28 protein-coding genes are annotated in these 25,639 nt (G+C 64.7%); 22 read left to right on the top strand and 6 right to left on the bottom strand.

The features are described from left to right. Nucleotides 1–237 precede the first annotated feature (237 nt). From JAB6_RS20715 to JAB6_RS20680, 8 genes are all read left to right on the top strand, one after another. Nucleotides 238–1,062, top strand: coding sequence for an IclR family transcriptional regulator (locus tag JAB6_RS20715; protein ID WP_035817702.1), 825 nt, complete (start codon nt 238–240; stop codon nt 1,060–1,062). 51 nt (nt 1,063–1,113) lie between these two features. Continuing rightward, nucleotides 1,114–2,268: an acyl-CoA dehydrogenase family protein gene (locus JAB6_RS20710; RefSeq protein ID WP_070304335.1), complete on the top strand. Its 1,155-nt coding sequence runs from the start codon at nt 1,114–1,116 to the stop codon at nt 2,266–2,268. Between the two features lie 11 nt (nt 2,269–2,279). Further along, on the top strand, nt 2,280–3,818 hold the full coding sequence (locus JAB6_RS20705) for a class I adenylate-forming enzyme family protein (RefSeq protein WP_070304334.1): 1,539 nt from the start codon (nt 2,280–2,282) through the stop codon (nt 3,816–3,818). A 60-nt stretch (nt 3,819–3,878) separates the two neighbouring features. Beyond that, entirely contained in the window at nt 3,879–5,045 is a 1,167-nt protein-coding gene (locus tag JAB6_RS20700; RefSeq protein WP_034757328.1) for an ABC transporter substrate-binding protein, read from the top strand. A 109-nt stretch (nt 5,046–5,154) separates the two neighbouring features. Further along, a complete protein-coding gene (locus tag JAB6_RS20695; protein WP_035817692.1) occupies nt 5,155–6,027 on the top strand; it encodes a branched-chain amino acid ABC transporter permease in 873 nt (290 codons plus the stop codon). Continuing rightward, the gene (locus JAB6_RS20690; protein WP_070304333.1) at nt 6,024–6,986 is read left to right on the top strand and encodes a branched-chain amino acid ABC transporter permease; all 963 of its coding nucleotides are present in this window, start codon (nt 6,024–6,026) and stop codon (nt 6,984–6,986) included. The genes JAB6_RS20695 and JAB6_RS20690 overlap by 4 nt, the downstream gene beginning before the upstream one ends. Further along, complete coding sequence (locus JAB6_RS20685) at nt 6,979–7,692, top strand: ABC transporter ATP-binding protein (RefSeq protein ID WP_034757316.1); 714 nt, start codon at nt 6,979–6,981, stop codon at nt 7,690–7,692. The genes JAB6_RS20690 and JAB6_RS20685 overlap by 8 nt, the downstream gene beginning before the upstream one ends. Then, complete coding sequence (locus JAB6_RS20680; RefSeq protein WP_070304332.1) at nt 7,685–8,386, top strand: ABC transporter ATP-binding protein; 702 nt, start codon at nt 7,685–7,687, stop codon at nt 8,384–8,386. Before JAB6_RS20685 ends, JAB6_RS20680 begins: the two co-directional genes overlap by 8 nt. A gap of 26 nt (nt 8,387–8,412) precedes the next feature. On the opposite strand, the gene JAB6_RS20675 is transcribed toward JAB6_RS20680, so the two are convergent. Further along, the gene (locus JAB6_RS20675; RefSeq protein ID WP_254671719.1) at nt 8,413–9,414 is read right to left on the bottom strand and encodes an HDOD domain-containing protein; all 1,002 of its coding nucleotides are present in this window, start codon (nt 9,412–9,414) and stop codon (nt 8,413–8,415) included. Nucleotides 9,415–9,564: 150 nt separating this feature from the next. Between JAB6_RS20675 and JAB6_RS20670 the strand changes: the two genes are divergently transcribed. Further along, a complete protein-coding gene (locus tag JAB6_RS20670) occupies nt 9,565–10,149 on the top strand; it encodes a DinB family protein (RefSeq protein WP_070304330.1) in 585 nt (194 codons plus the stop codon). Nucleotide 10,150: 1 nt separating this feature from the next. On the opposite strand, the gene JAB6_RS20665 is transcribed toward JAB6_RS20670, so the two are convergent. Beyond that, the gene (locus tag JAB6_RS20665; RefSeq protein ID WP_070304329.1) at nt 10,151–10,543 is read right to left on the bottom strand and encodes a VOC family protein; all 393 of its coding nucleotides are present in this window, start codon (nt 10,541–10,543) and stop codon (nt 10,151–10,153) included. An 83-nt stretch (nt 10,544–10,626) separates the two neighbouring features. Here JAB6_RS20665 and JAB6_RS20660 point away from each other — a divergent pair, with 83 nt between their 5' ends. From JAB6_RS20660 to fghA, 6 genes are all read left to right on the top strand, one after another. Then, nucleotides 10,627–11,166, top strand: a complete 540-nt coding sequence (locus JAB6_RS20660; RefSeq protein WP_070304328.1) for a GNAT family N-acetyltransferase — start codon at nt 10,627–10,629, stop codon at nt 11,164–11,166. Nucleotides 11,167–11,297: 131 nt separating this feature from the next. Beyond that, a complete protein-coding gene (locus tag JAB6_RS20655; protein WP_070304327.1) occupies nt 11,298–11,549 on the top strand; it encodes a hypothetical protein in 252 nt (83 codons plus the stop codon). After that, nucleotides 11,546–11,788 carry a hypothetical protein gene (locus JAB6_RS20650; protein ID WP_070304326.1) on the top strand — a complete coding sequence of 81 codons (243 nt, stop codon included), beginning with the start codon at nt 11,546–11,548 and terminating at the stop codon, nt 11,786–11,788. The genes JAB6_RS20655 and JAB6_RS20650 overlap by 4 nt, the downstream gene beginning before the upstream one ends. Before the next feature lie 172 nt (nt 11,789–11,960). Then, complete coding sequence (lepB, locus tag JAB6_RS20645) at nt 11,961–12,632, top strand: signal peptidase I (RefSeq protein ID WP_070304325.1); 672 nt, start codon at nt 11,961–11,963, stop codon at nt 12,630–12,632. 49 nt (nt 12,633–12,681) lie between these two features. Continuing rightward, the gene (locus JAB6_RS20640; RefSeq protein ID WP_070304324.1) at nt 12,682–13,545 is read left to right on the top strand and encodes an NAD-dependent protein deacetylase; all 864 of its coding nucleotides are present in this window, start codon (nt 12,682–12,684) and stop codon (nt 13,543–13,545) included. 56 nt (nt 13,546–13,601) lie between these two features. Further along, the gene (gene fghA, locus JAB6_RS20635; RefSeq protein WP_070304323.1) at nt 13,602–14,468 is read left to right on the top strand and encodes an S-formylglutathione hydrolase; all 867 of its coding nucleotides are present in this window, start codon (nt 13,602–13,604) and stop codon (nt 14,466–14,468) included. A 9-nt stretch (nt 14,469–14,477) separates the two neighbouring features. Here fghA and JAB6_RS20630 read toward each other — a convergent pair whose 3' ends face one another. The 4 genes from JAB6_RS20630 to JAB6_RS20615 form a co-directional block, all read right to left on the bottom strand. Continuing rightward, the gene (locus JAB6_RS20630; protein ID WP_070304322.1) at nt 14,478–15,143 is read right to left on the bottom strand and encodes a dienelactone hydrolase family protein; all 666 of its coding nucleotides are present in this window, start codon (nt 15,141–15,143) and stop codon (nt 14,478–14,480) included. Between the two features lie 138 nt (nt 15,144–15,281). Further along, nucleotides 15,282–17,600: a xanthine dehydrogenase family protein molybdopterin-binding subunit gene (locus tag JAB6_RS20625; protein WP_070304321.1), complete on the bottom strand. Its 2,319-nt coding sequence runs from the start codon at nt 17,598–17,600 to the stop codon at nt 15,282–15,284. After that, entirely contained in the window at nt 17,593–18,060 is a 468-nt protein-coding gene (locus JAB6_RS20620) for a (2Fe-2S)-binding protein (protein ID WP_034757277.1), read from the bottom strand. Before JAB6_RS20620 ends, JAB6_RS20625 begins: the two co-directional genes overlap by 8 nt. Before the next feature lie 15 nt (nt 18,061–18,075). After that, entirely contained in the window at nt 18,076–19,374 is a 1,299-nt protein-coding gene (locus JAB6_RS20615; RefSeq protein ID WP_070304320.1) for a cytochrome c, read from the bottom strand. A 190-nt stretch (nt 19,375–19,564) separates the two neighbouring features. Between JAB6_RS20615 and JAB6_RS20610 the strand changes: the two genes are divergently transcribed. From JAB6_RS20610 to JAB6_RS20580, 7 genes are all read left to right on the top strand, one after another. Next, a complete protein-coding gene (locus JAB6_RS20610) occupies nt 19,565–21,217 on the top strand; it encodes a Na+/H+ antiporter (protein WP_070304412.1) in 1,653 nt (550 codons plus the stop codon). Nucleotides 21,218–21,410: 193 nt separating this feature from the next. After that, nucleotides 21,411–21,992: a YfiR family protein gene (locus tag JAB6_RS20605; protein ID WP_254671718.1), complete on the top strand. Its 582-nt coding sequence runs from the start codon at nt 21,411–21,413 to the stop codon at nt 21,990–21,992. A gap of 8 nt (nt 21,993–22,000) precedes the next feature. Then, nucleotides 22,001–23,260, top strand: a complete 1,260-nt coding sequence (locus JAB6_RS20600) for a diguanylate cyclase (RefSeq protein ID WP_070304410.1) — start codon at nt 22,001–22,003, stop codon at nt 23,258–23,260. 16 nt (nt 23,261–23,276) lie between these two features. Next, nucleotides 23,277–23,780: an OmpA family protein gene (locus JAB6_RS20595; protein ID WP_070304319.1), complete on the top strand. Its 504-nt coding sequence runs from the start codon at nt 23,277–23,279 to the stop codon at nt 23,778–23,780. A gap of 8 nt (nt 23,781–23,788) precedes the next feature. Beyond that, nucleotides 23,789–24,283, top strand: coding sequence for a gluconokinase (locus JAB6_RS20590; protein WP_139143470.1), 495 nt, complete (start codon nt 23,789–23,791; stop codon nt 24,281–24,283). Nucleotides 24,284–24,354: 71 nt separating this feature from the next. Beyond that, the gene (locus tag JAB6_RS20585) at nt 24,355–24,672 is read left to right on the top strand and encodes a DUF3144 domain-containing protein (protein WP_034757267.1); all 318 of its coding nucleotides are present in this window, start codon (nt 24,355–24,357) and stop codon (nt 24,670–24,672) included. Further along, entirely contained in the window at nt 24,672–25,586 is a 915-nt protein-coding gene (locus tag JAB6_RS20580) for an acyl-CoA desaturase (protein WP_070304318.1), read from the top strand. Before JAB6_RS20585 ends, JAB6_RS20580 begins: the two co-directional genes overlap by 1 nt. Nucleotides 25,587–25,639: the final 53 nt, after the last annotated feature.

Below are 25,639 nucleotides of genomic sequence, written 5' to 3'. Positions count from 1 at the left end.
GCATCACGGCGGCGCCACTAGCCAGGGTGTTCCCTTCCGACGTATATCGTCTAGTTTGGCGCTACTCAGGCGACAAGCGCCAAAACGTTTGCGTACGTCAATTTTTCAGACATTTCTCCTGCACCATTTCATGCACCGCACCATTTCGCTGTGCGAACGAATGTTTCACAAAACGGTTGACACGCACAATTTGGCTAGGCAAACTGGTTTCCAGGGAGCCTGAAAATGAATGCAAATATGACAAATATTCAGACCGCGGCAGATCCGGAACTCATCGTCTTCGGCGATGACGAGGAAGGCAAGGACCGCCAGTTCGTCAACGCGCTGGCGCGCGGGCTGGAAGTGCTCCGTTGCTTTCGCCCCGGCGAAGTCTATCTGTCGAACGCGGACATGGCCAAGCGCACGGGCATCCCGAAACCGACGATCTCGCGCCTGACCTACACGCTCACCAAACTCGGTTACCTGAACTACTCGGACAGCCTGGGCAAGTACCAGCTGGGCGCCGGCGTGCTGGCCCTCGGCTACCGCATGCTGTCGAACCTGGACGTGCGCAAGATGGCGCGCCCGCTGATGGAGGAACTGGCCGAACATGCGCAAGCCTCCGTGTCGCTGGGCACGCGCGACCGCCTCAGCATGGTCTACGTGGAAACGTGCCGCAGCAGCGCCAACGTCACCTTGCGCCTCGATGTCGGTTCGCGCATTCCGCTGATGACGACGGCCATGGGCAAGGCCCTGCTGTGCATCCTGCCGCAGGCCGAACGCGACTACCTGATGGACCACGCCAGGGTGCACGAGACGGAACGCTGGCCCCGCATCAAGGCAGGCATCGAACAAGGCTTCAAGGATTACCAGGACCGGGGTTTTTGCATCTCGGCCGGCGAGTGGCAGAACGACGTGCATGCCGTGGGCGTGCCCATGCTGGGCGCCGATGGCGAACAGGTGATGGCCTTCAATTGCGGCGGCCCCGCCTTTTTGCTGTCGCGCGAAAAGCTCGAATCGGACCTGGGACCGCGCCTGGTGGCCCTCGTCAAGACAGTGGAAAAAAACCTGGGCCGCGGTTAGACTGCGCGCCCCCTTTCAACGACAGCTCAAATCAAAGCGCCGAGGAAACCGATGATACGCGACGAAGAAACCCTGAACATCCTGCTCGACAGCATCGCCCGTTTCGTGCGCGAAGTGCTGGTGCCGAACGAGGCGCTGGTGGCTGAAACAGATACGATACCGCCTGCCATCGTGGCGCAGATGCGCGAACTGGGCCTGTTCGGCCTGTCGATTCCGGAAGCGTACGGCGGCCTGGAACTGAGCATGGAAGAAGAAGTGCGCGTCGCTTTCAAGATCGCCCGTACCTCGCCCGCCTTCCGTTCGCTGATCGGCACCAACAACGGCATCGGCTCGCAAGGCATCGTCATCGACGGCACGGAAGCGCAAAAACAATACTACCTGCCCAAGCTGGCGGCGGGCGAGATCATCGGCTCGTTCGCCCTGACGGAAGCGGGTTCCGGTTCCGATGCGGCCTCGCTGCGCACGACGGCCGTGCGCGATGGCGACTTTTATATCCTCAACGGCAGCAAGCGCTATATCACCAACGCACCCGAAGCGAGCATCTTCACGGTGATGGCGCGCACGGACCCCGTCAAGCGCGGTGCCTCGGCCATTTCCGCCTTCATCGTGGAAAAGGATACGCCGGGCCTTTCCTTGGGCAAGATCGACAAGAAGATGGGCCAGCAAGGCGCGCATACCTGCGACGTGATCTTTGAAAACTGCCGTGTCCCGGCCGCGAATATCATCGGCGGCAAGGAAGGCGTGGGCTTTAAAACAGCCATGAAAGTGCTCGACAAGGGACGCCTGCACATCGCCGCCGTCTGCGTGGGCGCGGCCGAACGCATGCTGGCCGACGCCCTTGCCTACGCCATGGAGCGCCAGCAGTTCGGTCAGCCCATCGCGGAATTCCAGCTGATCCAGGCCATGCTGGCCGACAGCAAGGCCGAGATTTATGCGGCGCGCAGCATGGTGCTCGACGCGGCGCGCCGGCGCGACAACAAGGAAGACATCTCGACGGAAGCGTCGTGCTGCAAGCTGTTCGCCTCCGAAATGTGCGGCCGCGTGGCCGACCGCTCCGTGCAGATCCACGGCGGCGCCGGCTACATCAGCGAATATGCGGCCGAACGCTTCTACCGCGACGTGCGCCTGTTCCGCATTTATGAAGGCACGACGCAGATCCAGCAAATCGTCATCGCCCGCAACATGATCAAGGCAGCGCAAAAGTGAAGGAGGCCGCGATGGACATTCCTTCCCTGCTGGCCGGCCTGCCGGCGCGCCTGTCGGCCATCCCGGCCTACTGGGCCGCGCGCGCGCCCGATGCGCCAGCGCTGCATGAAGGTGGCCGCCACTGGACCTATGCGCAGCTGCAGCACTGTGTCGAACATGCGGCGCTGCTGCTGCGCCAGCTGGACGTGCGCGCCGGCGACCGCTTGATGGTGGTGGGCGAAAATGGCGCGCTGCAGGTGGCGCTGATCTTCGCGGCCGCCAGCATCGATGCATGGATCGTCAACGTCAATGCGCGGCTGTCGGCACGCGAGATCGACACCATCGCTACGCACAGTTCCGCACGGCGCGTGCTGTTCCTGGCCGGCGCCTCGCCGGAAGCGGCCGCCCATGCGGCGCGGCGCGGGGCCAGCCCCGTCACCGTCGATGGCATGGGCGAGCTGCTGGCGGGCGGTTTGAACGAGACGGCCATCGCGGAAGACACGGTTCCCGGCAACGAACAGGTGGCCGCGCTGATCTACACGACGGGCACGACGGGACAGTCGAAAGGCGTGATGCTCACGCACCGCAACCTGCTGTTCATCGCCGCCGTCTCCAGCATCTTGCGGGGCTTGACCCGCAGCGACCGCGCCTACGGCGTGCTGCCGATTTCGCACGTGTACGGCCTGGCCTCGGTAGCCCTGGGCACGCTGTATGCGGGCGCCGCCCTATATCTGGTGCCGCGCTTTTCCGTCGATGGTTTGCTGGCCGCGCTGAAAGACGATGAATTGACCATCGTGCAGGGCGTGCCCGCCATGTACGCCAAACTGCTGCAAACCCTGGGCGGTGCCGATACGCCGCTGCCGACGCGGCTGCGCTTTGCGTATGCGGGCGGCTCGCCGCTGGCGCCATCGCTCAAGCACGAGGTAGAAAAGCTGCTGGGCACCGCGCTGCACAATGGCTACGGCATGACGGAAAGCGCGCCCACCATCAGCCAGACGCGCCTGGAAACGCCACGCCGCGACGATTCCGTCGGCATGCCGATCCCCGGCGTGGAAGTGCGCGTGGTGGACGTGGCCGGCCTGGACGTGGCGCTGGGCGAGCCGGGAGAGCTGTGGATACGCGGGCCGAACATCATGGCCGGCTATTACCGCGAACCGGCCATGACGGCGGCCGCCATGCGCGACGGCGGCTGGCTGAACACGGGCGACATGGCACGCCAGGATCCCGACGGCGCGCTGTTCATCGTGGGACGCACCAAGGAACTGATCATCCGCTCCGGCTTCAATGTGTATCCGCTGGAAGTGGAAACGGCCCTGAACGCCCACCCGTCCGTGGTGCAGTCGGCCGTGGTGGGACGCACCCTCGCCGATGGCAACGAGGACGTCATCGCCTACGTGGAACTCGACCCGCGCCAGCCCGCCAGCGTGGCACAATTGCAGGCCTGGCTGGCGCAGACCCTGTCGCCGTACAAGTGCCCGTCCGTCATCATCGTCATGGAAGCGCTGCCGGCCGCCGCCACGGGCAAGATTTTAAAGGGGCAGCTGCGGCAAATGGCGCAGAATACCCTGTGAATTAACCCTGCTGTACCAGACCCGACAATAAAACCAAGCCACATCACCGGAGGAGACACGATGAAACGCACTTACACACGCATCGCCATGGCAGCGCTGGTTGCCAGCGCCTGGATGGCAAACGCCAGCGCCGACGAATTCCTGGTCGGCGCGGAAATCCCGCTGACGGGCAACCTGGCGCGCGTCGGCGCCGGCATGCAGGAAGGGATCATGGTCGCGGCCGAGGTATTCAACAAGACCAACGGCAAGCACACGATCAAGATCATCACCGTCGACGACGAATCGGCCCCCGCCAAGGCCATCGCCGCCGTGGAAAAGCTGGCCAGCCAGGGCGTGGTGGCCATCACGGGCGGCTACGGCTCGAACAATATCTCGCCCGCCTCGGACACGGCGAATAAACTGGGCCTCGTCTACATCACTTCGGGCGGCGTGGACGACAGCCTGGTGACCAGCGGGCGCAAGAATTTTTTCCGCATCAATAACACGGCAGGCTACGAAAAAGCCATGCTGGGATTGCTGCAGGACGTGGGCGCCAAGTCCGTCTCCATCGTGTATTCGACCAAGGACGCCACCACGGGCCTGGCGAAAGACGTGGAAAAAGCCCTGGCCGCCAAGGGCGTGAAAGTGACGACGCACTCGTTCGACCCGGCCATTACCGACTTCAAGCCCATCATCAACAAGATCAAGCTGCAGGACAAATCGGAAGTCGTGGCCATGGTCGGCTACGAAAACGATTACGTGGGCATCATCCGCGCCGCGCGCGTGCTGAAACCGAAGATCAAGGCCATGGTGGGCGTGTGGTCGCTGGCCACGCCGAAAATGGCGGCCGACTTTCCCGACCTGATGCCGAACGTGTTCGGCACGGCACTGCTGCCCTTCCCCACGGAATTCAAGACGGCCGACGGCAAGGCCTTCAGCGACGCCTACAAGCAGCTGTACAAGAAGGAGCCGGACTACCTGGGCCAGTTCGGCTATGTGCAATCGATGCTGCTGTTCGAAGCGATCGCGCGCGCGGCCGACAAGGGCACCATCAAGAAAGGCGGCGTGGCCGACGAGATGCGCAAGACGGACCGCGAAACGCTGATCGGCCGCGTGCAGTTTGCCGCCAATGGCGACAACCAGAACTTCGTGCACCGCATGGCGCAGCACCAGGACAAGAAAGTGGTCATCGTCTGGCCTAAGGAACACGCGACGGGCAAGCTGGCCTATCCAGCCCTACCCTGGTAAACGGCAGCCTCCCGCTGCACACGCGCGCGCCCGCACGGACGCGCACCGATGAACGGCCACCCTGGCGCATGCTTCGCGATGCGCCAGGGTGGCCTGACGGGATGACGACATGACAGAATTAATCTTGCAAGCCCTGTATTCTGGCTTGCTGCAGGGCGGCTCCTACGCCCTGATCGCACTGGGACTGGCGCTGGTCTTCGGCACCATGAAAGTGATCAATCTGGCGCACGGCGAACTGGTGCTGCTGGCCGCCTACATCGCCTACAGCGTGGAATCCGGGCTTGGGCTCGGCCCCATGTTCGCCATTCCCATCGCGCTGGTGATCGTCAGCCTGACGTCCGTCGGCGTGTACCTGATCGTCAGCCGCATCAAGAAAGACCGCGAAATCAATTCGCTGATCCTCACCTACGGCATCGGCGTGATCCTCACCAATTTCATCCTGCTCGTATGGAAGGCGGACATCCGTTCGACGTCGTCGAGCTGGCTGCAGGAAGGTTTTGAAATCGGCCCGTTTTTCAGCATGCGCAGCGAAGTGATTTTCTTTGGCGTCAGCCTGGTGCTGATGGCGGCCCTGTGGCGCTGGCTGTCGACCAGCTGGTATGGCCGCGCCGTGCGCGCCGTCTCCAGCAACCGCGACGCGGCCAAGCTGATGGGCATCGACCCGGGCCGCACGGAACTCGTGTCCTTTCTGGTCGCCGGCATCCTGGCCGCCTTCGCCGGCGTCGCCCTGTTCAGCTATGGCGTGATCCAGCCTGCCTACGGCGGCGCGCTGACGGTGAAAGCCTTCATCATCACGGTATTGGCCGGCATCGGCTCGATTCCCGGCGTGCTGCTGGCCGCCGTGCTGCTGGGCGTGGCCGAAGCGCTGACCGTCACCCTGGCCAGCTCCGCGCTGCAGGAATTGTCGGGCATGGTGCTGTTCCTGCTGGTGCTGTTCATCATGCCGAACGGCTTGTTCGGCGCACAACGGAGGCGCGGATGAAGCGCTCGACTTTGATTTCCACGGCGGGCCTGCTGCTGGCCGCCTATATTGCCGTGCCGCTGGCCCTGGGCACCAACCAGTACGTGATGAGCATGGTGGTGGCGGCCCTGATCATCGGCGGCGTGGCCATGTCCTGGGCCCTGCTCGGTAACTTGGGCGGCATGGTCAGCTTCGGCCATGCGGCGTTTTTCGGCGTGGGCGCGTATGTCTCCGCGCTGGCCACCGTGAAACTGGGCTTGCCCGTGTTTGCCGCCATGCTGCTGGGCGGCGCGGGGGCGGCCATCGCCGCCGTCATCATGCTGCCCGTGCTGCGCTTGCGCGGGCCGTATTTTGCGCTGGCCATCCTCGCCTACGCCCACATCTTCCGCATCCTGGCCACGGAATGGAGTTCGGTGACGGGCGGCGCCGGCGGCATCAACAATATTCCCACCTTGCCCACCGTCTTGGGCTTCGATCTGGCCAGCAAGACGGGCGCCTACCTGGTCGTACTGACCTTGGTGGTGGCATGCGCATTTGCCTACAGCCGCATCCGCGCCAGCCATTACGGCATCGCCCTGCGCGCCATGCACGACAGCGAAGACGCCACGCGCGTCGTCGGCGTCAACAGCACCTTGCTGAAAGGCGCGATGCTGCTCGTGTCGGCGTTCATGGCGGGCCTGTTCGGCGCCTTCAACGCCCACTACATCAACTTCCTGGAACCGGACTACGCCTTCAACAGCCTGTGGGTGACCTTGCCCATCGTGGCGGCCATCTTCGGCGGCTACCGCACGATACTCGGCCCCGTGCTGGGTGCCGTGGTGGTCTACCTGGTCGACCAGCTCATTTTCAAGTCGCTGATCCCCACGGGCCACCAGCTGGTGCTGGGCGTGCTGCTAGTGGCGATGATCGTCTTCAGCCCGAACGGCTTGCTGCCGCTACTACGCAAAATGTTCAAAGCAAAGGAGAAAGCACATGCTTGAACTCGATAATGTGTCCGTGCGCTTTGGCGGCCTGACGGCCGTCGATTCCGTCACGTTGAAAGTGGCCAGCCATGACGTGATCGGCCTCGTGGGCGCGAATGGCGCCGGCAAGACCACCCTGTTCAATGCGATCTCGGGCCTCGTGCGCCCCACCAGCGGCAGCATCCGCTTCGAAGGACGCGACATCATGGCCACGCCCATGTACCAGCGCGCGCGCCTGGGACTGGGGCGTACCTTTCAGATCCCGCAACCGATGCATGAATTGACGGTGCGCGAAAACCTCGTCGTGGCGCAGCGCTTCGGCACGGGCAAGGTCGACATGCGCAAGATCGATGAAATCCTCGATTTCACGAGCCTGCTTGACAAGGCCGGGCGCGACGCGGCCAGCGAACTGGCGCTGACGGAATTGAAAGCGCTGGAAGTGGCCAAGGCGCTGGCGACGAACCCGAAACTGCTGCTGCTCGATGAAGTGCTGGCGGGTCTGGAAACGAACGGCAAGCGCCGCTTCATGGGCATGCTGAAGGACTTGCACGCGGCCTTTGGCGTGGGCATCGTCATGATCGAGCACGATATCGAGACCATCAGCAATCTGTGCCAGCGCGTGGCCGTGCTCAATTTTGGCCAGCTGATCGCCGACGGCACGCCCGATGCCGTCTTCCGCGATCCGGCCGTCATCGAAAGCTATACGGGGGCAGCCCATGCTTAAAGTTGAAAACCTGCGCGCCGGCTATGGCGCCATCAATGTGCTGTGGGATGTGTCGCTGGCTATCCAGAAGGGCAAGCTGACTACCATCATCGGCCCGAACGGGGCCGGCAAGACGACCCTGCTGCGCGCCATCATGGGCTTGCTGCCGGTCGGCGCGGGCAGCATCGCGCTCGACGGCCAGTCCATCAACGGCACGCCGACATGGAAGATGAGCGACGCGAGAGTGACGATGATACCCGAAGGGCGCATGACGTTCCGCGACATGAGCGTGGAAGAAAACCTGATCATGGGCGCATTTCCGAAGGAGCACCGCAGCCACATGCCGGCGCGCCTGGCCGAAGCCTACGCCATGTTCCCGCGCCTGCACGAACGGCGCAAGCAGCTGGCCGGATCGCTCTCCGGCGGCGAGGCGCAAATGCTGGCGATGGCGCGGGGATTGATGTCGGACCCGTCGCTCCTGATCATCGACGAACCTTCGCTGGGCCTGGCGCCGCTGGTGGTCAACGAGCTGTTCGAGATTCTCGCGCGCCTGAACGACGGCAAGCGCACCATCATCCTCGTGGAACAGAACACGGCACGCGCCGTCGGCGTGGCCGATCACGTCTACCTGATGCAAAGCGGTAAAGTGGCGCTGTCGCAGGCGGCGCTTGACGTCGACCTCGAGCACCTGCACGAACTGTATTTTGCGCGCTGAGTGATATCAGCTGCACGCGGTTGCCATCAGTCCTCGTCGTCGGCCAGTTTGCCAAACGCCAGCAGGGCGTTCTTGTCGAGTCCGCTCGTCACGAAAGGATCGTCGGCGGGGAAGCGGCCCGTATCGGCCAGCATGCGCAGCTTGCTCAAGCGCTCACCCAGCGCCAGCGCTTGCGCCTGCGGATCGGCATCGGCTTGCCCCACCTGCCCGATCGCGCGGGTCACGGACTGGGGAAACTCCCACAATTCGGCGATCCGCACCGACAGGATGCGCGCTTGCGCAAACACCTGGGCAATGAAGGCGTCCGATTGCGGGAAGACATCGGGCGCATGCATCTGGTCGATCAGCCGGAACGCCACCACCAGGCCGACGTTGGCCATCAGTCCCGCGAGATAGGCGTCGAAGGCGTTGGCATGCATGGCCGGCGCGACGAGGCTGGCCGCCAGCGCACATTTCTCGGACTGACGCCAGATCAGCGGTGCCGTGCGCACAGTCAGCCCGCCGCTTTGCATGCTGACGATGGGGCGGAAGGCAACACGGGCGAGCAGCATGCGCATGCCGTTTTGCCCGAGCAGCATGATGGCGCCGTCCATATTGTTGATCGAAGGGCTGGCGTTATAGCGTGACTGATAGCAGGGCCGGTTCGCTTCGCGGTAGACCTCGGCGACCAGCAGCACGTCCTGGGCCAGCTGGGCCGACAGCTTGGCCGCGCTCATGTTTTCATCTTGCAAGGTACGCATCAACTGCGGAATGATGGCTGGAATGCGCGGTACCAGCGCAGCGCCAGCGATCGGTTCACGGACCAGGCGCGCCAGCTCGTCCAGAATCTGCTGTTCAGTCTGCTCCGGAGCCTGCGCCGCACTCGCGGCCGCCAGCCAGCGGTAGTACATGGCATCGATTTCAGTGATGGTGGCTGGCTGCCGTGCCGCTTCGGCAGCCGCCGCTGCCGCTGCCGAGACTGCCGCAGGCTTGTTTTTTTCGTCGCCGCCGTTCAGTAATTTTCCTATCCAGCCCATTTTGCTATCCAAGCCCTATCTGCATCACTATCGCGCAATCCGCCCCACGATTTTACTTGATGATGGCAGCGCTGGTGCGGCTGGCGTGAGCGCTTTGTCCATCTGCCGCAACATGCTAAAGTGGCATGGCAAAACCCTGCCCTGCCCGACAAGCGATCCATCATGAACAATCCACTTGCGCACTACCTCACCAGCCAGGCGTACAACAACGCCTGGGCCAACCACCGCCTGCTGAAGGCGTGCGGCCAGCTGACCCAGGCCGAATTCCAGGCCACGCGCGTCAGCTTTTTTCCCACCATCCAGTTCACCCTGAACCACATCCTCACATGTGACTGGTTTTATCTCGACGCGCTCGAACGCGAGCTGCGCGGCGAAGCGCCGCATGCCGACTGCTACGTCTTCTTTGAACAGGATGAACCGTTCAGCGATTGCGCGGCCCTGCATGCGGCGCAGCGCGCATCGGACCTGCGCCTGATCGCCCATTGCCGCAGCCTGTGCGATGCGGACCTGGCGCGGCCCGTGACGATATTGCGCGATACACCGCAAGTCGACACACGCCAGCGCCTGCTGGCACACCTGTTCCAGCACCAGATCCACCACCGGGGGCAAGTGCACGCCATGCTGGCCGGCACGCGCATCGCGCCGCCCCAGCTCGACGAATTCTATTGCGCCGGCGAAGCGGATGAGCGGGCGCAGGATTTCCTGGAACTGGGCTGGACGGAAGACGATATCTGGGGCCAGCGCTGAATCATTCTTCGGCGTGGCAGCAGACGCACAGCTTGTTGCCGTCGAGGTCGCGGAAGTAGGCGCCATAGTAATGGGCGTGGTAATGCGGGCGCAAACCGGGTGGCCCTTCGCACACGGCGCCCAGCGCCAGCACGGCCTGGTGGCAGCGGTCCACCTGCGCGCGGCTGGTCGCCAGCAAGGCCGTCATCTGGCCATTGCCTGGCGCGGCCGGCAAGCCGTCATGCGGTGCCGTCAGCACGAACAGGGGCCGCGGCGCCTGCTGCGCCATCCAGCCCGCCCAGGGCTTGGCCGTATCATGAAATTTTTCGATCAGATCGAGTTCTCCCAGCAGGGCCGTATAGAAAGCGTAGGCGCGGGGAAAGTCGTTGGTGCCGAGGCAGATATGGGACAGCATGCTGCTCCTTCTTGAGTTCAAACGGGTGTGCGGCGCAATGCGCGAGCTGATTATAATGGCGCATCGCTTTCCGACACGCTCCCATGCCAGACCTCGACCGCCTTCAGCTGCACCCGCCCTCCAGCGCCGACCTTCCCGCTTTGCTGGCCTTCGAACTGGAAAACCGCGCGTATTTTGAACACTGGGTCACGGCCCGCGCGCCGTCCTACTATCACCAGGAAGCCATCGCCGCCGCCATCGAGCAGGCGCAGCGCGAACGCGAACAGGACCGCGCCTACCAGTACCTGGCCAAGCTGGACGGGCAAATCATCGGCAGGGTCAACCTGACGGGCGTCACGCGCCCCTATTTCAACAAGGCAGCGCTCGGTTACCGCATCGGCGAACGGTTCGGCGGACGCGGCTACGCCACGCGCGTGGTAGCCCTGCTGCTGGACGAAGCGTTTGGCGCGCTGGACCTGTGGCGCCTGGAAGCGACGGCGCGGCCGCAAAACCTGGGCTCGGTCGCCGTCATGCAGCGCAACGGCTTTCATCAATATGGCAAGTCGGAACAAGCCATGTTTTTCCAGAATGCCTGGTCGGACTTACTGTATTTTGAGCGGCGCAACACGCAAGCCATGGCCTGAGATGCCGCATTTTTCCGGCAGCAACGCCACTTTTATCCTATCAGGGGCGACTTTGTCACAGCGCAAAGCCGCACCATGATGGACTGATAACGTCAAGGTTCGGGAATCTTCCCAACCTTGCCAAGTCCTACATGAAACTGCGGCTACGCCTGTTCGAACATGTGCTGCTGGCGCTGGCCTTGGCCGTCGTCATCTTTGCCGCCGCCATCGTGCTGGCGCGCATGACACAGTGGGCGGAAGCGCAGGAGCTGCCCGCCTATCTCGTGCAGGGCATGCACCTGGTGGGCAAGGTGCTGTTTTTCCTGGACGGCTGCATCGTCATCGCCGTCAGCAGCATCCTGGCCGCCCGGCTGTTCCGCATGCTCACCAAGGAGGATTTATGAACGATCTTCACTACCTGCTGACGCTCCGGCATCCGCGCCGCTTCTGGTGCAGCGCCATCGTCATCGCCGTGGCCTCGGCCATCGTGCTGGGCCCTTGGCTCGACAGCATTCCATGGCTGGTGGCCATCCCCTTCGTGGGCGGCGGCTTGCTGGTGGCGCTCGGTGAGCTGTGGGATGACATGCATGGCAAGCGCCTGCACAATGGCGACGATACGCAGTCACCATGCCGCCATCCTTGAAACCGGCATGGTGATGCGTGCACGCAACAGCAATCACGCCATGCCTGCCATTTGCCTGCGCAGTGCGCCTATTTAAGACTGGCTTCAGCCTCGCCGTGCATCGTGAACAGGTCGCCAGCAGCCATGGCGTTTCCCTTCACCATCACGGGCACAGCCCAGCGAAAGAGCCGACATGAGCACATGGATGCGCGCCAACAAAGGTTTTTTGATGTTTCTCCTGCTGTTCGGCGTGTTCCGCACGGCCGTGGCGGACTGGAATCCTATCCCGTCGGCATCCATGCGCCCCAACCTGCTCGAGGGCGACGTGGTCTTCGTCAACCGCCTCGCCTTCAACCTGAAAGTGCCGCTCACCGATATCGTGCTGCAGCGTCTGGGGGAACCGCAACGGGGCGACATCGTCACCTTTTCCTCCCCGAAAGACGGCACACGCCTGATCAAGCGCATCATCGCCCTGCCCGGCGACACGGTGGAAATGCGCAATGAACAGCTGGTCATCAATGGCCAGCCCGCCCAGTACACGGCGCTCGACACGGCGCCTGAAACCATCGCCCACGTGGGCCAGCTGACGGCGCAGCGCATCAGCGAACGCAACCAGACGGAACAGCACCGCATCCAAGTCTTGCCGCAAATCGCAGGCGCGGCCCGCAGCTTTGCCCCCGTGACGGTGCCGGCCGACCATTTCCTCATGCTGGGCGATAACCGCGACAACAGCGCCGATTCGCGCTACTTCGGTTTCGTGCCCCGCGCATTGCTGATCGGCAAGGCCGAGCGCATCCTTGTCTCGGCCAATATCCAGGAGCATTGGCAGCCGCGGCTGCAGCGTTTTGGCATGAAACTGGAGTAATCGCCGTCCCGTGCAACGGCGCCATGCTTTTCGGTTAGCATGGCGCATCATGCAAAACTTTTCCTCAGCCAGCCTGCAGCCAGCCAGTCAGCACTACGCTCTCGATCAACTGGCCCAGTTCCTGCAGCGCCATCCCGACGTGTTGCTGCTGACGGGCGCCGGCATCAGCACGGCGTCCGGCATACCGGCATACCGCGACACGGAAGGCGTACGGCGCGGCAATACGCCCGTGCAAGGGCCCGATTTTCGCCGCCAGGAAGCCGTGCGCCGCCGCTACTGGGCGCGCAGCATGGTGGGCTGGCCGACCCTGGCGCGCGCCACGCCGAATCCCGGCCACCTGGCCATCGCGCAACTGGCCCAGCGCCAGAGAATAGGCGGCCTGATCACGCAAAACGTCGATGGTCTGCATCAGCAAGCCGGCAGCGCCGCCGTCACGGAGTTGCACGGCAGCATACATGGCGTCGTCTGCCTCGATTGCCGGGCCCGCCACACGCGCCGCCTGATCCAGGAGCAACTCGAACGCGACAATCCCCAACTGCTGGGCGCCACGGCCACGCCGGCGCCCGATGGCGACGCCTTGCTCGAGCCGTCCCAGCTGGCCATTTTCCACGTGCCGGTCTGTCCCCGCTGCGGTGGCACCTTGCAGCCCGACGTGGTGTTTTTCGGCGATGGCGTGCCCGCCGCCTGTGCGGCCGAGGCCGAAAGCAAGATGCACACGGCCAGCGCCCTGCTGGTGGTGGGCTCGTCCGTGATGGTGTATTCGAGCTTTCGCCTGTGCCGCATGGCGGCCGAAACGGGCAAGCCCGCGGCCGCCATCAACATGGGCAAGACGCGCGCCGACCATTTGCTGGCATTCAAGACCGATGCCCCGGCACAAGACATCTTGCCTGCATTAGCGGCCATGCTGGGCTGATCCCGTGCCGGCCCTGCGCCGCTCTGGCTATACTGTGGCATTAACGAGGAGAATTCATGCTGGAACTGTTGAGTGAACACGCCTGTTTTGGCGGCGTACAACGCTTTTATCGCCACGACGCGCAAGCCATCGGCTTGCCCATGCGTTTCTCGGCCTTCATTCCCGACACGGCGCCGGGCGCCACGGTCACTACCAAGCGCCCCGCCCTGTTTTACCTGGCGGGCCTGACCTGCACGGAAGAAACGTTCATGATCAAGGGCGGCGCGCAGCGCGTGGCGGCCGAGGAAGGCTTGATCCTGATCGCCCCCGACACCAGCCCCCGTGGCGCGGACATCGCGGGCGAAAGCGACTCCTGGGATTTCGGCGCGGGCGCCGGCTTTTACGTGGACGCCACCGAGGCGCCATGGAGCAGCCACTACCGCATGTACAGCTACCTGCTGGAACTGCGCGCCCTGCTGGAGCAGGAACTGGCGATCGATGCGCAACGCACGGGCATTTTCGGCCACTCGATGGGCGGCCATGGCGCGCTGGTGCTGGCCTTGCGCAACCCGGCCCTGTTCCGCTCCGTGTCCGCCTTCGCCCCCATCGCCGCACCGAGCCAATGTCCATGGGGCAAGAAAGCATTCACGGGCTACCTTGGCGGCGATGCCGCCAGCTGGCAGCAGTACGACGCCAGCGCGCTGATGCGCGGCCTGCAGGGCCAGCCGCCGCTATTCCACGAAGGCATCTTGATCGACCAGGGCCTGGCCGACAAATTCCTGCCCGAACAACTGCACCCCGATGTCTTCGAAGCGGCGTGCCGCGACGCCGGCCAGCCATTACGGCTGCGCCGCCATGCTGGCTATGACCACGGCTATTACTTCATCGCCAGCTTCATGGAAGAGCATGTGCGCTTCCATGCGAGGAATCTGCGCGCCGCCTGATCCGCCGCGCTACTGCGCCGTACTGGTATGCCCGTTGAAATGGCGCGTGTACCAGTCCGTGGCCAGCAGCGCCGCCTGGTGGCGCGTGTCGGGGCCGCTGGGCGCGGCGATCTGTTCCAATTGCTTGTCGCAGCGCAAGGTGGCAAATGCCATGCGGTTCAGGCCGGCCACGTCGGGGTCGCGTCCGCCCACGATCAGCAGAGACGGCACGCGCACGTTTTCAAGCGCCGCCTTGCCCGCCATTTCCACCTGCCCATCGCAAACGGCCAGCGCGGCGATTTCCGCGCTGCGCCAGGCCGCCAGTTGCATCACGACGGCCGCGCTGGTGCCATAGCCATACAGGCCGCAGGGCAAGCGCCGCGTGGACGGGTCCACTTGCAGCCAGCCCAGGGCTTTTTCCAGCTGGCGCGCGAGCAGCACGATATCGCTGCGCACGAAATACGCGTGGCCATTGCTGCCGCCGCCAGGCTCGATACCGCCCTGGTCGAAGCGCAGGGTAGCGATGCCCGCTCGCAAAAAATCCTGGGAGGTGGCGTGGCTGGAAGCGCCAAGGTAGTCCCTATCGGCGCCCGCGCCGTGGGCAAACAGGACGATGCCCACGGGCCGCTCGGGCATTTCAAGCACGCCGTCCATTTGAAGTTCATCGGCCGTGATGCTGACAAATTGTTCTTGCATGGCTGCCTCCGCTATCGAGCTGGAATGACGCTGACATCAAGCTGAAATCACGCTGCTAGTACGCTGATCGGCAAGCATCAGTGTACCAGCCTGCGCCCGTCCACGCGCGGCGCACGTCAAATTCGCCACGCGCGCCCATCAGACGGCGCCGTGCCGGTCCAGCCCCTTGAGCACGGCTTCCGGGCGGATCGGCAAATGCCGCACGCGCGAGGCCACGGCGGCAAAGATGGCGTTGCCGATCGCCGGCGCCACGGCCGTCGTGGGCGGCTCGCCCATGCCCGTCGACGTTGCCGTGCTGGCCACGAATTCGATGTCGAGCTCGGGCACGTCGGCCATGCGCAGCGGCGTGTAGGTATTCAGGTTGATATCCTTCACCTGGCCGTTGAGGAAAGCCGTGCCTTCATGCAAGGCCATGCTCACGCCCCACAGGGCGCCCCCTTCCGCCTGCGCCAGCGCGCCATCGGGGTCGACGATGCTGCCCGCGTCGATCACCATGAACAGCTTTTCGACTTTCACCATGCAAGTGCTGCGGTCCACTTTCACTCTGGCAACGCACGCCGTCCACGTGGGCATATCGCGTTCCTGGCCAAACGTGGCGGCAATGCCCAGGCCCGTGTCGGGCGGCATGGCCGTACCCCAGCCCGCCTTGTCCGCCACCCGGCGCAATACATGAGCCAGGCGCGCGGCGCCGCCGACGGCGTTCGGCGCGCTGCCCGCATTGCGCCCCGTCGCCTGCAACAGCGACAAACGGAACGCCAGCGGATCGACCTTGGCCGCCTGCGCCGCCTCGTCCATGAAACTTTCCACAGCCCAATTCGTCCAGCCGGGCCCCACGGAACGCAGCCAGCCGGGGCGAAAACTGCTGTTGGCCAGGTCGTTCGACACGGCCCGCACGCGCTGCGCACCCACCGAATACCAGTGGTCGGCGCCGGCGATGGCGAACGGGTCATACGGATGGCCCTGCTTATCCTTGGCCAGGAAGGCGGGGATCATCGCTTGCGTGGGCCAGCCCGCGCTCGCTTCGTGCACCATCGCCGACACCTTGCCCGTGTCGTCGAACGCCATGCGCACGTGCTGCACGGACGGCGAACGGGGCGAATCGAAACGGGCGTCGTCGGCCCGCGTGCATATCATCTTGACGGGGCGCCCCACGGCTTGCGCGGCCAGCGCGGCCGGCACGCAATAATCGCCATTCAGGCGACGGCCGAAGCCGCCACCGAGCAGATAAGTGTGCAGCATGACATGGCTCTCGGGCACCTTCAACGCCTGCGCCAGCACGGGCAGTATCAACGATTGCCACTGGTTGCCCGCATGAATGTGCCAGACGCCGTCGATTTCCTGCGCCAGGGCATTCACGGGTTCCAGCTGGAAATGCAACACGGTACTGGTCGTGTAGTGGCGTTCCAGCTGCAGGCTGGCCTCCTTGAACGCTTGCTCCACGCCATCGTCATCGACGACGCGGGCGCCCAGGCTCGCGTCGGCCAGCTGTTTGGTCGCGTAGTTGACAATATCCTGCTCCGCCACGTGGGCGGCCGCGCCGGCCCGCCATTTCACTTGCACGAGCTCGGCCGCGCGCATGGCGGCCGCATACGTTTCGGCCACCACCATGACCCAGCCGGGCACCGTGCCGCTGGGGTCTTGCAGGGCTACACTGCGCAGGTAGCCCGGCACCTTCCTGGCCGCCGTATCATCGATGGACACCACTTTCGAACCGTAGCGCGTGGGCGGGATCTTCGGGCGCGCAAACAGCATGCCCTCGACTTCCGCATCGATGCCGTACATGGCCGTGCCATTGATTTTCGCGGGGATGTCGAGCGCCTGCACGTGCTGGCCGATCAGGCTGCGCTGCTGCGGCGTCTTCAGCACGATGGCTTTCAATTGCTCGGGCGAGTACTGGCGCGCCAGCTTGCCACGGCGCACGATGTCGCCATAGCTGATCGACCGCCCCCGGCCATGCACGACGCCCAGCCTGGCGTGGCAGGCGGACACGGGCACGCGCAGCAGGCGCGCGCCCTCCTCGACCAGCGCGAGGCGCCCGGCCGCGCCGGCGCGGCTGAGCGGGTCGAAATTCTGCCAGACGGACCAGCTGCCGCCCGTCACCATCAAGCCCCATTTCGGGTCCGTGTCCACGTAATGCAAGCGTACTTTGCTCCAGTCCGCTTCAAGCTCCTCGGCCACGATGCGCGCCAGGGCCGTGCCGATATGCTGGCCCATTTCCGCCTTGGCGATGTTGACGGTAACGATGCCGTCGCGGCCGATCTCAAACCAGATGCTGGGATCGAACACGGGCGCGGCGCTTTGCTTAGACTGCACGGGCGCCGCCTTGCCTGCGGCCAGGGAGCTGTCGGCGCGCAGGAAGGCCAAGGTAAACCCCGTGCCGGCGGCGGCGATCAGGAAACCGCGCCGGCCCAGCACACTGGGGCGGGCAGCTGAATTTTCTTTCGGCAACTTAAACACCGGGCGCCTCCTGCATGCCGGCCGCCAGTTTGATGGCCTTGCGGATGCGCACATACGCCATGCAGCGGCACAGGTTGCCGCTCATGACGGCGTCGATATTCGCATCGGTCGGCTGCGGATAGTCTTTCAGCAGGGTGGCCGCCTGCATGATCTGGCCCGACTGGCAATAGCCGCACTGGGGCGCCTGCGTGGCGAGCCACGCCCGCTGCAAGGGGTGCGTGCCATCGGGCGACAGGCCTTCGATGGTGGTGATGGCGCAGCCGGCCACGGCGGCAATCGGCGTGATGCACGAGCGCATGGCGCGGCCATCCACGTGCACGGTGCAAGCGCCGCACATGCCGATGCCGCAGCCAAACTTCGTGCCTTTTAATTTCACTTCGTCGCGCAGCACCCACAGCAGGGGCGTCTCGGCGTCAACCTCGGTGCCGAAGGGCTGGCCATTCACGGTCATGTTGTACATAGAGTCTTTCAGTAATTACTTGCCAGCGCGGGCGCGTGCCACGGCCGCTTCCAGGTTCGTCCAGGCCGGATGGTGGCTGCGGCTGCGGCGCAGATAGGCGGCCAGCTGGGCCACGTCGTTGTCCGTCAGCGAGGCGGCAAAGCCGGGCATCAGCACGCCGGGCATGGCTTCGTCCTTGCTCAAGCCGTGCAATATCACCTGGATCAGGTTGGCGGGATCGGGCGCGCTGACGGCGCTGTTCAGGCTCAGTTCCGGCCGCAGCGCCGCGGGCTTGCCATCGCTGTTCGAGTGGCACGACGCGCAGGCGGCCACGTACAGGCTGGCGCCACGGTCGTTGTCGACCAGGCTGACGCGCTGCGAGCGGGCGATGCCGGCTTTTACCACGGTATCGGTATCGACCTGGCGTTGCTCTGCCCCGGCCAGGCCGGCAAAATACACGGACAGCGCGCGGATATCGCTATCGGGCGAGGCGCCCATGCCTTCGTGCACGACGGCCGACATGGGCCCGGCCGCCACGCCGTGCAGGGACGTCGCCCCCGTGCGCAAAAAGGCGTACAGCTCGTCCTGCGTCCACGGCAGCGGGGCCGTGTTGGCGCTGGTCAAGGCCGGCGCATACCAGTGGTCGATGGGCGCGCCCAGGTAGGATGAGCCGGCAAGTTCGGCGCCCAGCGCATTGCGCGGCGTGTGGCAGGCGGCGCAATGGGCCAGGCCCTCGGCCAGGTAGCGGCCCCGGTTCCAGTCCAGGCCTTGCGCGGGGTTCAGCTGAAAGCTGGCCGGCTTGAAGAACAGCAGCTTCCAGCCCGCCTGCAAGGGCCGCAAGTTCAGGGGGAAAGGCACGCTGTTGGCGGGCGCCACCGCATACACGGGCGGGCGCGTCATGAAATACGCGTACAAGGCCGCCAGGTCGTCATCCGAGACGAGGTTGAAATGGGTGTACGGAAAGACGGGATACAAATGGGCACCGTCGCGGCCCACGCCTTCGCGCATGGCCCGCTGGAAGGCGGCCTGCGACCAGCGGCCGATGCCCGTTTGCCGGTCGGGCGTGATATTCGTCGCATAGATGGTGCCGAACGGCGTGGCCAGGCCGTGGCCGCCCGCATACTCGGCGCCGCCCTTGGCCGTATGGCAGGCGGCGCAATTGCCCATGCCGGCCAGGATGCGGCCCCGCTCCACCACTTGCGGGGAAAATGCCGTGACGGCAGGGGGATCGATGGGCGCCAGCGCGGGGCGCCAGTAATACAGATACGCGGCCAGGGCCGCCACGATGAGCAATGCCAGCGACAGCAGCAGGCCGGTGAAGATTTTCTTGAGCAAAACAGGAGTCCGGTAAAAGGCCAGGCACACGCCCGCCGCGCACGTACGGCGGCAGCAGGGCAGATTGTGACAATGAATGGGAGAATCTTACCGCGATTGTGACTTGTTGTATGTACGCAATGACACGCAGGTGCCGCCTGCAGGCGGGCTGCGCCTTATAATCAGCGTTTCAGCACGCCGCCGCTCCTTCATGCATACCGTTACCATCATCCTCATCCTCGTGTTGACCGTCGTCCTGTGCGGCTTTCTCGCCCGCTCGCGCTGGGTCAGGCTGCCGCTGCCCCTGATCCAGATCGCCGGTGGCACGGGATTGGCCGTGTTTGGCGTGCAAGTGCCGCTCGATCCCGATATTTTCTTCCTGCTCTTCATCCCGCCGCTGCTGTTTCTCGACGGCTGGCGCATTCCCAAGGGCGCCTTCTTTTCCGATGCGCGCTCGATCCTGATGCTGGCCATCGGCCTCGTGCTGTTTACCGTGCTGGGCATGGGCTTTTTCATCGACTGGCTGATTCCCAGCGTGCCGCTGGCCGTCGCCTTCGCGCTGGGCGCCATCCTCTCGCCGACGGACCCCGTGGCCGTCTCCGCGATCGCCGCAGGCAATCCGATCCCGCCGCGCCTGATGCACATCCTCGAAGGCGAATCCCTGCTCAACGACGCGTCGGGCCTCGTCTGCTTCACGTTTGCCGTGGGCGCCATGATGACGGGCGGCTTTTCCATCGGCGCCGCCTCGCTGAGTTTCCTGCAGGAAGCGGGCGGCGGCATCATCATCGGTCTGGCCATCTCCTGGGGCGTGGGCCTGGCGAATAAGTGGCTGGTGAGCAAGGTGGGCGAAGAGCCGGGCCTGCAAATCCTCATCAGCATCCTGATCCCGTTTGCCGCCTACCTGGGCGCCGAGCAAATCCACGGCTCCGGCATCCTGGCCGCCGCCACGGCGGGCGTGTCCATGCATTATGCCGACCTGATCGGCCGCCCGCTGGCCGCCACGCGCACCCAGCGCAAGGCCGTGTGGGATACCGTGCAACTGGTCTTGAATGGCGTGATCTTCGTCATGCTGGGCGCGCAGCTGCCCACCACCGTTGCCGGCTTGCCGGCCGCCTCGGCCGAAATCGGCGCTGGCAGCGCCTGGAAACTGCCACTGTTCGTCATCGCCATCACGGTGGGACTGACCTTCATGCGCTTCCTCTGGGTCTTCATTTCCATGAAGCTGACCCTGTTCAAGCACCACAAGAAGGTGGCGGGCGAACCGAAGGACGCGGCGCTGCTGGCCCGCCCCAGCCTGCGATTGCTGCTGGTGGCGTCGTTCGCGGGCGTGCGCGGCGCGCTGACCCTGGCCGGCATTTTGACCCTGCCCTTGTTCTTGCCTGACGGCACGCGCTTTCCCGCGCGCGACCTCGTCATCTTCCTGGCCATGGGCGTGATTTTGCTGTCGCTGCTGCTGGCCAGCGTCACCCTGCCCCTGCTGACCAAGGGCCTCGTATTCGCACCGCCCGCGCGCCGCTCGACGGAAGAGCGCAACGCCCGCGCCGCTGCCGCCGAAGCGGCCATCGCGCGGCTGGAAAAAGTGTGCGAAGGCATCGACAAGAATGACAAGCAGCAAGTCGTCACGGAAGCGGCCAACCGCCTGATTGAAGCCTACCGGCGCCGCCTCGCGTATGGCGAAAGCAGCAACGACGAGGCGATGCGCTTGCAGGAACTGGCCAGGGCCGAACGCTCGCTGCGCCTGGAAGCGCTCAATGCGGAGCGCGATGAACTGTTCCGCCGCCGCATCTCGGGCGAGCTGGACGATACCATTCACTTGCGCCTGCTGCGCGAAATCGACTTGCTGGAAGCGACACTGGAAGAATAGCAACACTCTGGCCCGCCTAGGCAGTGTTGATAAGTAATTCTCATGGTAAAGAATGCAAGTTTTCACATTCGTGTTTATAATGCAAGGTTTATGGCGTCATGCCGTGATTTACTTTCAACATGGACTTCCGTAGAGTCTGTGTCGCGAAGTAACTATTTGAATAGCCACCGACCTGCATAAAGACACCGACGCCGTGCCCTTCTCCCCTCGCCACCGGCAGCGCCCCGCGCCGCCCGTCCTGATCGCTGTCGTGCTGCTGGCCTCGCTGCTCGCCTGCGGTGCGCTGGCGCCGTGCGCGGTGTGGGCGCAAACGGGTGCGGCTGCCGACGCCAGGCGTCCCGCCGAAGTGGCGCAGGTCCTGTTCGGCATCATCAGTTATGTGCGCTGGCCTGTGGCGCGCCAGGAAGTGCGCGTCTGCATGCTCGGTGCGCCACGCTACGGCGCGTCCATCGTCGACACGCCCGCTTCCAGCCTGGGCCAGCGCATCCGCGTGAAACTCCCGGCGATGGCCAGCGCGGCCAGCGAATGCGACGTCGTCTACATGGGCAGCCTGCCCGAGGGCGAACGCGAGCATCTGCTGGCGCAGATCATCGGCAAACCGATTCTATCGGTCGCCGAACCGGGTACTTCCTGCGCCGTGGGCACGATGTTCTGCCTGCGCCTGACCGAGGCGCAGATCGGTTTTGACGTCAACCTCGACGCCATCGCCCGCAGCGGCCTGCGCGTGCATCCGAATGCCTTGCAAATTGCACGTCGCAAGGGACCGCCGCCATGAGCGCCCGCATGAGCAACAAGCACGCCCGCCAGCCCCGCCGCACGCTCGACAGCGTGCTGCGGCGCGCCCACCTGAGCGTGTCGCTGATCGCCGTGCTGGCGGCCGGCCTGACGCTGACTGCCGTGGCGCTGCTGGCCCTGCGCGTGTATTCGGACCAGAACCTGCGCCTGGTGGCCCGGTCGATGAGCTACACGGTGGAAGGGGCCGTCGTCTTTGGCGACTCCATGGCCGCCAGGGAAGCGCTGGCCCTGATCGGCGTCAATGAAGATATCGACCAGGCCCAGGTAAGCGACCAGGCCGGCAAGGTGCTGGCCCGCTGGGAACGGGGCGAACACGGCACGCGCTATTACATCGAACGCGCGCTGACGGGCTGGATGCTGCCCGATTCGCTGACCTTCCCCATCATGCGCAATGAACAGGCCATCGGCAGCATCAAGCTGGTGCCGCACAGCCGCAGCCTGCTGCCCTTCCTGCTCAGCGGCCTTTCCTGCCTGCTCGCCTGTCTGGTGCTGAGCCTGGTCGTCGCCGTGCGCCTGTCGCGCAGCATGGAAACGGAAATCACGTCGCCGCTGCGCCACCTGGCTGAAACGGCGCACCGGGTGCGGCGCGACCGCTCGTTCGAGCTGCGCGTACCGCCCGCCAATATCGCCGAGCTGAACCAGATCAATGACGACTTCAACGCCCTGCTCGACGAACTTGAAGCGTGGCAAAGCCATCTGCAGAAGGAACACGCCTCGCTGTCGCACCGCGCCAACCATGACAGCCTGACAGGCCTGTCGAACCGCGCCTTCATGGAAGCGGAACTGGAACGCGCCATCCTCGACGCGCGGGTCGGCAATGGCAAGGTGGCCGTGCTGTTCCTCGACAGCGACCGCTTCAAGTACATCAACGACACCTTCGGCCATGCCTCGGGTGACCGCGTGCTGGTGACGATCGCCGCGCGCATCAAGCAGCAATTGCGCGAAGGCGACCTGGTGGCGCGCCTGGGCGGCGACGAATTCGCCATCGTGCTCAAGCCGCTGCGCAACAGCAGCGACGCCATGCACATCGCCGACAACATCATCGCCGCCATGGCGCAAGCCATTGAACTGCCCACCGGCAACAGCATCGTCAGCTCGCTGACCATCGGCGTGGCCGTCTTTCCCGATCACGCCATCGACGCCATCTCGCTGGTCGGCGCGGCGGACGAAGCCATGTACCGCGCCAAGCAGGCGCAGCGCGGCACGCGCCAGGTGGCGCGCCTGCCGCAACCCCATACTCACCCCTGAACCAAGGAGCAACACCATGCAATTCATCTACACGCAATTACGCCGCGGCTTACTCGGCTTGTTCATGCTGGGCCTGCTGGCCGCCTGCCAGAGCACGCCAGAAATCAAACCGCTGTTCAATGCCGAGCAAGTCGCCACCTTGAAGGAGCAAGGCTTCAACCAGACGGACGAAGGCTGGGAACTGAGCTTTACCGACAAGCTGCTGTTCGAATTCGACGCCGCCAAGCTGATCGCGCCCAGCCGGGGCGCCATCCAGAAAATCAGCGCCGCCCTGCTGAAAGTGGGCATCACGCACATGCGCGTGGAAGGCCATACGGATAACGAAGGCACGGAAGCGTACAACAACAAGCTGTCGCTGGCGCGCGCCAACGTGGTGGCCGACGCCATGAGCGCATCGGGCATTCCGCGCGAGAACATCACCGTCAAGGGCCTGGGCATGAGCAAGCCCGTGGCCTCGAACGCCAGCAAGACGGGCAAGGCGGAAAACCGCCGCGTCACCGTCATCGTTTCGGCGCCTTGACCGTGGGCGTGCCCGCCGTGCGCTGGGTCGTGATGGGCGTATCGGGCTGCGGCAAGAGCGCCGTCGGCAGCCTGCTGGCCGGCGCCTTGCACGTGCCTTACGTGGAAGGCGACGAGGTGCACTCCCCGGAAAACGTGGCCAAGATGGCGGCCGGCATACCCCTCGACGATGCCGACCGGGCCGGCTGGCTGGCCGCCCTGCGCGAGCGCATCGCCATGGCCCGCGCGCAAGGCAGCGGCCTCGTCGTCTCGTGCTCGGCCCTGAAGCGCGCCTACCGCGACGTGCTGCGCGAGGGCGACCCGGCCCTGCGCTTTATCCACCTCGATGGCCCGCGCGACGTGCTGGAAAGCCGCTTGCAGCGCCCCGGCCATTTCATGCCGGCCAGCCTGCTCGACAGCCAGCTGGCCACCCTGCAGCCCCTGCAGGCGGACGAGGCCGGCATGGTGCTCGACATCCGCCAGCCGCTGCCCGTTTTACTGGAACAAATCCTGCAGGCGCCCTGACTGGCGGCCGCGCGGCTGGACAGCCCGCGGCCCCCTGTGTAGACTGGCGCGCACTTTCATGAGGGATTTCTATGAGCACACCAACGACAAAACCAGCACCGGGCCCGGAATTCTGGGAACGCGCCGACCAGGTCATCGCCCTGGCCAATGAGCAATGCATGCACAGCGGCGGCAATGAAGTGGCCACCTCGCTGCTGTACGCGGCCGCTCGCTTCAACGCCTTCCTCGTCGCCAGCAAGAGCAACGACGTGGCCAAGATGCAGGAAGAAAAGGAAGGCGCCGTGGCCTTCTTCACGGAACAGTACAAGCGCATGCTGACCGACAACTTCAACGACTACATCACCAACTTCGACAAATACACGCAACCATCGTCGGCCCCCAAGGCCTGATGACGGCGGCCAGCCTGGATGGCCACCGCGCCCGCGCCACCCACGCCGATAGCGTGCTGCACGGCACGGTGCGCTTTGCGCCTTTACCATCGGTATGGCTGACGGCCATGCTGGCCGGCGCCGTGACGGGCGCCCTGTACTTCTTCAGCTGGACCGGCCTGCTGCTGTTCGTGGCCGGCACGGCCATCGTCCTGCTGTTCGGCCACTCGCTGGGCAGCCACCGCAAGCTGATCCACGACAGCTTTGAATGCCCGCAATGGCTGGAATACCTGCTGGTGTACCTGGGCGTGCTGGTGGGCCTCAGCGGTCCGCTGGGCCTGCTGCGCCAGCACGAACTGCGCGACTATGCGCAGCGCCTGCCCGATTGCCACCCCTATTTGCGCCACGGCGCCGGTTTCTGGCGCGATGCCTGGTGGCAATTGTTCTGCCGCCTCGACCTCGACCACCCGCCGCACATCGCCATCGAGCCGCGCATCGCGCACGACCGCTTTTACTGTTTTCTGGAAAGAAGCTGGATGCTGCAGCAACTGCCATGGGCCCTGCTGTTCTTTGTCTGGGGCGGCTGGGGCCTGGTCTGCTGGGGCGTCTGCGCGCGGGTCAGCGCCGGCGTGCTCGGCCATTGGCTGATCGGCTACTTCGCCCACAACCATGGCCAGATGCACTTCCACGTCGACGGCGCCGCCGTGCAGGGCCGCAATATCCGCCTGACGTCGCTGCTGACCATGGGCGAATGCTGGCACAACAACCATCACGCGTATCCGGGCTCGGCCAGGCTGGGCCTGCTGCCGGGCGAATGGGACCCGGGCTGGTGGATGCTGCTGCTGTTGCGGCGCCTAGGGCTCGTCTCCGGCCTGCGCCTGCCGCAAGACCTGGCGCCGCGGCCGGAACTGCGCGAAACGGCTGGCCGCAGATAGTTATTGACCAATCGTTCACCAATGCATATAGTGGTGCCAGAAACAGGGCATCC

The sequence above is a fragment of the Janthinobacterium sp. HH104 genome (assembly GCF_001758715.1).
GTDB lineage: Bacteria > Pseudomonadota > Gammaproteobacteria > Burkholderiales > Burkholderiaceae_D > Janthinobacterium > Janthinobacterium aestuarii.
The sequence above is the reverse complement of the archived record's forward strand: the minus strand, read 5'-3'. Positions and strand labels throughout refer to the sequence as shown.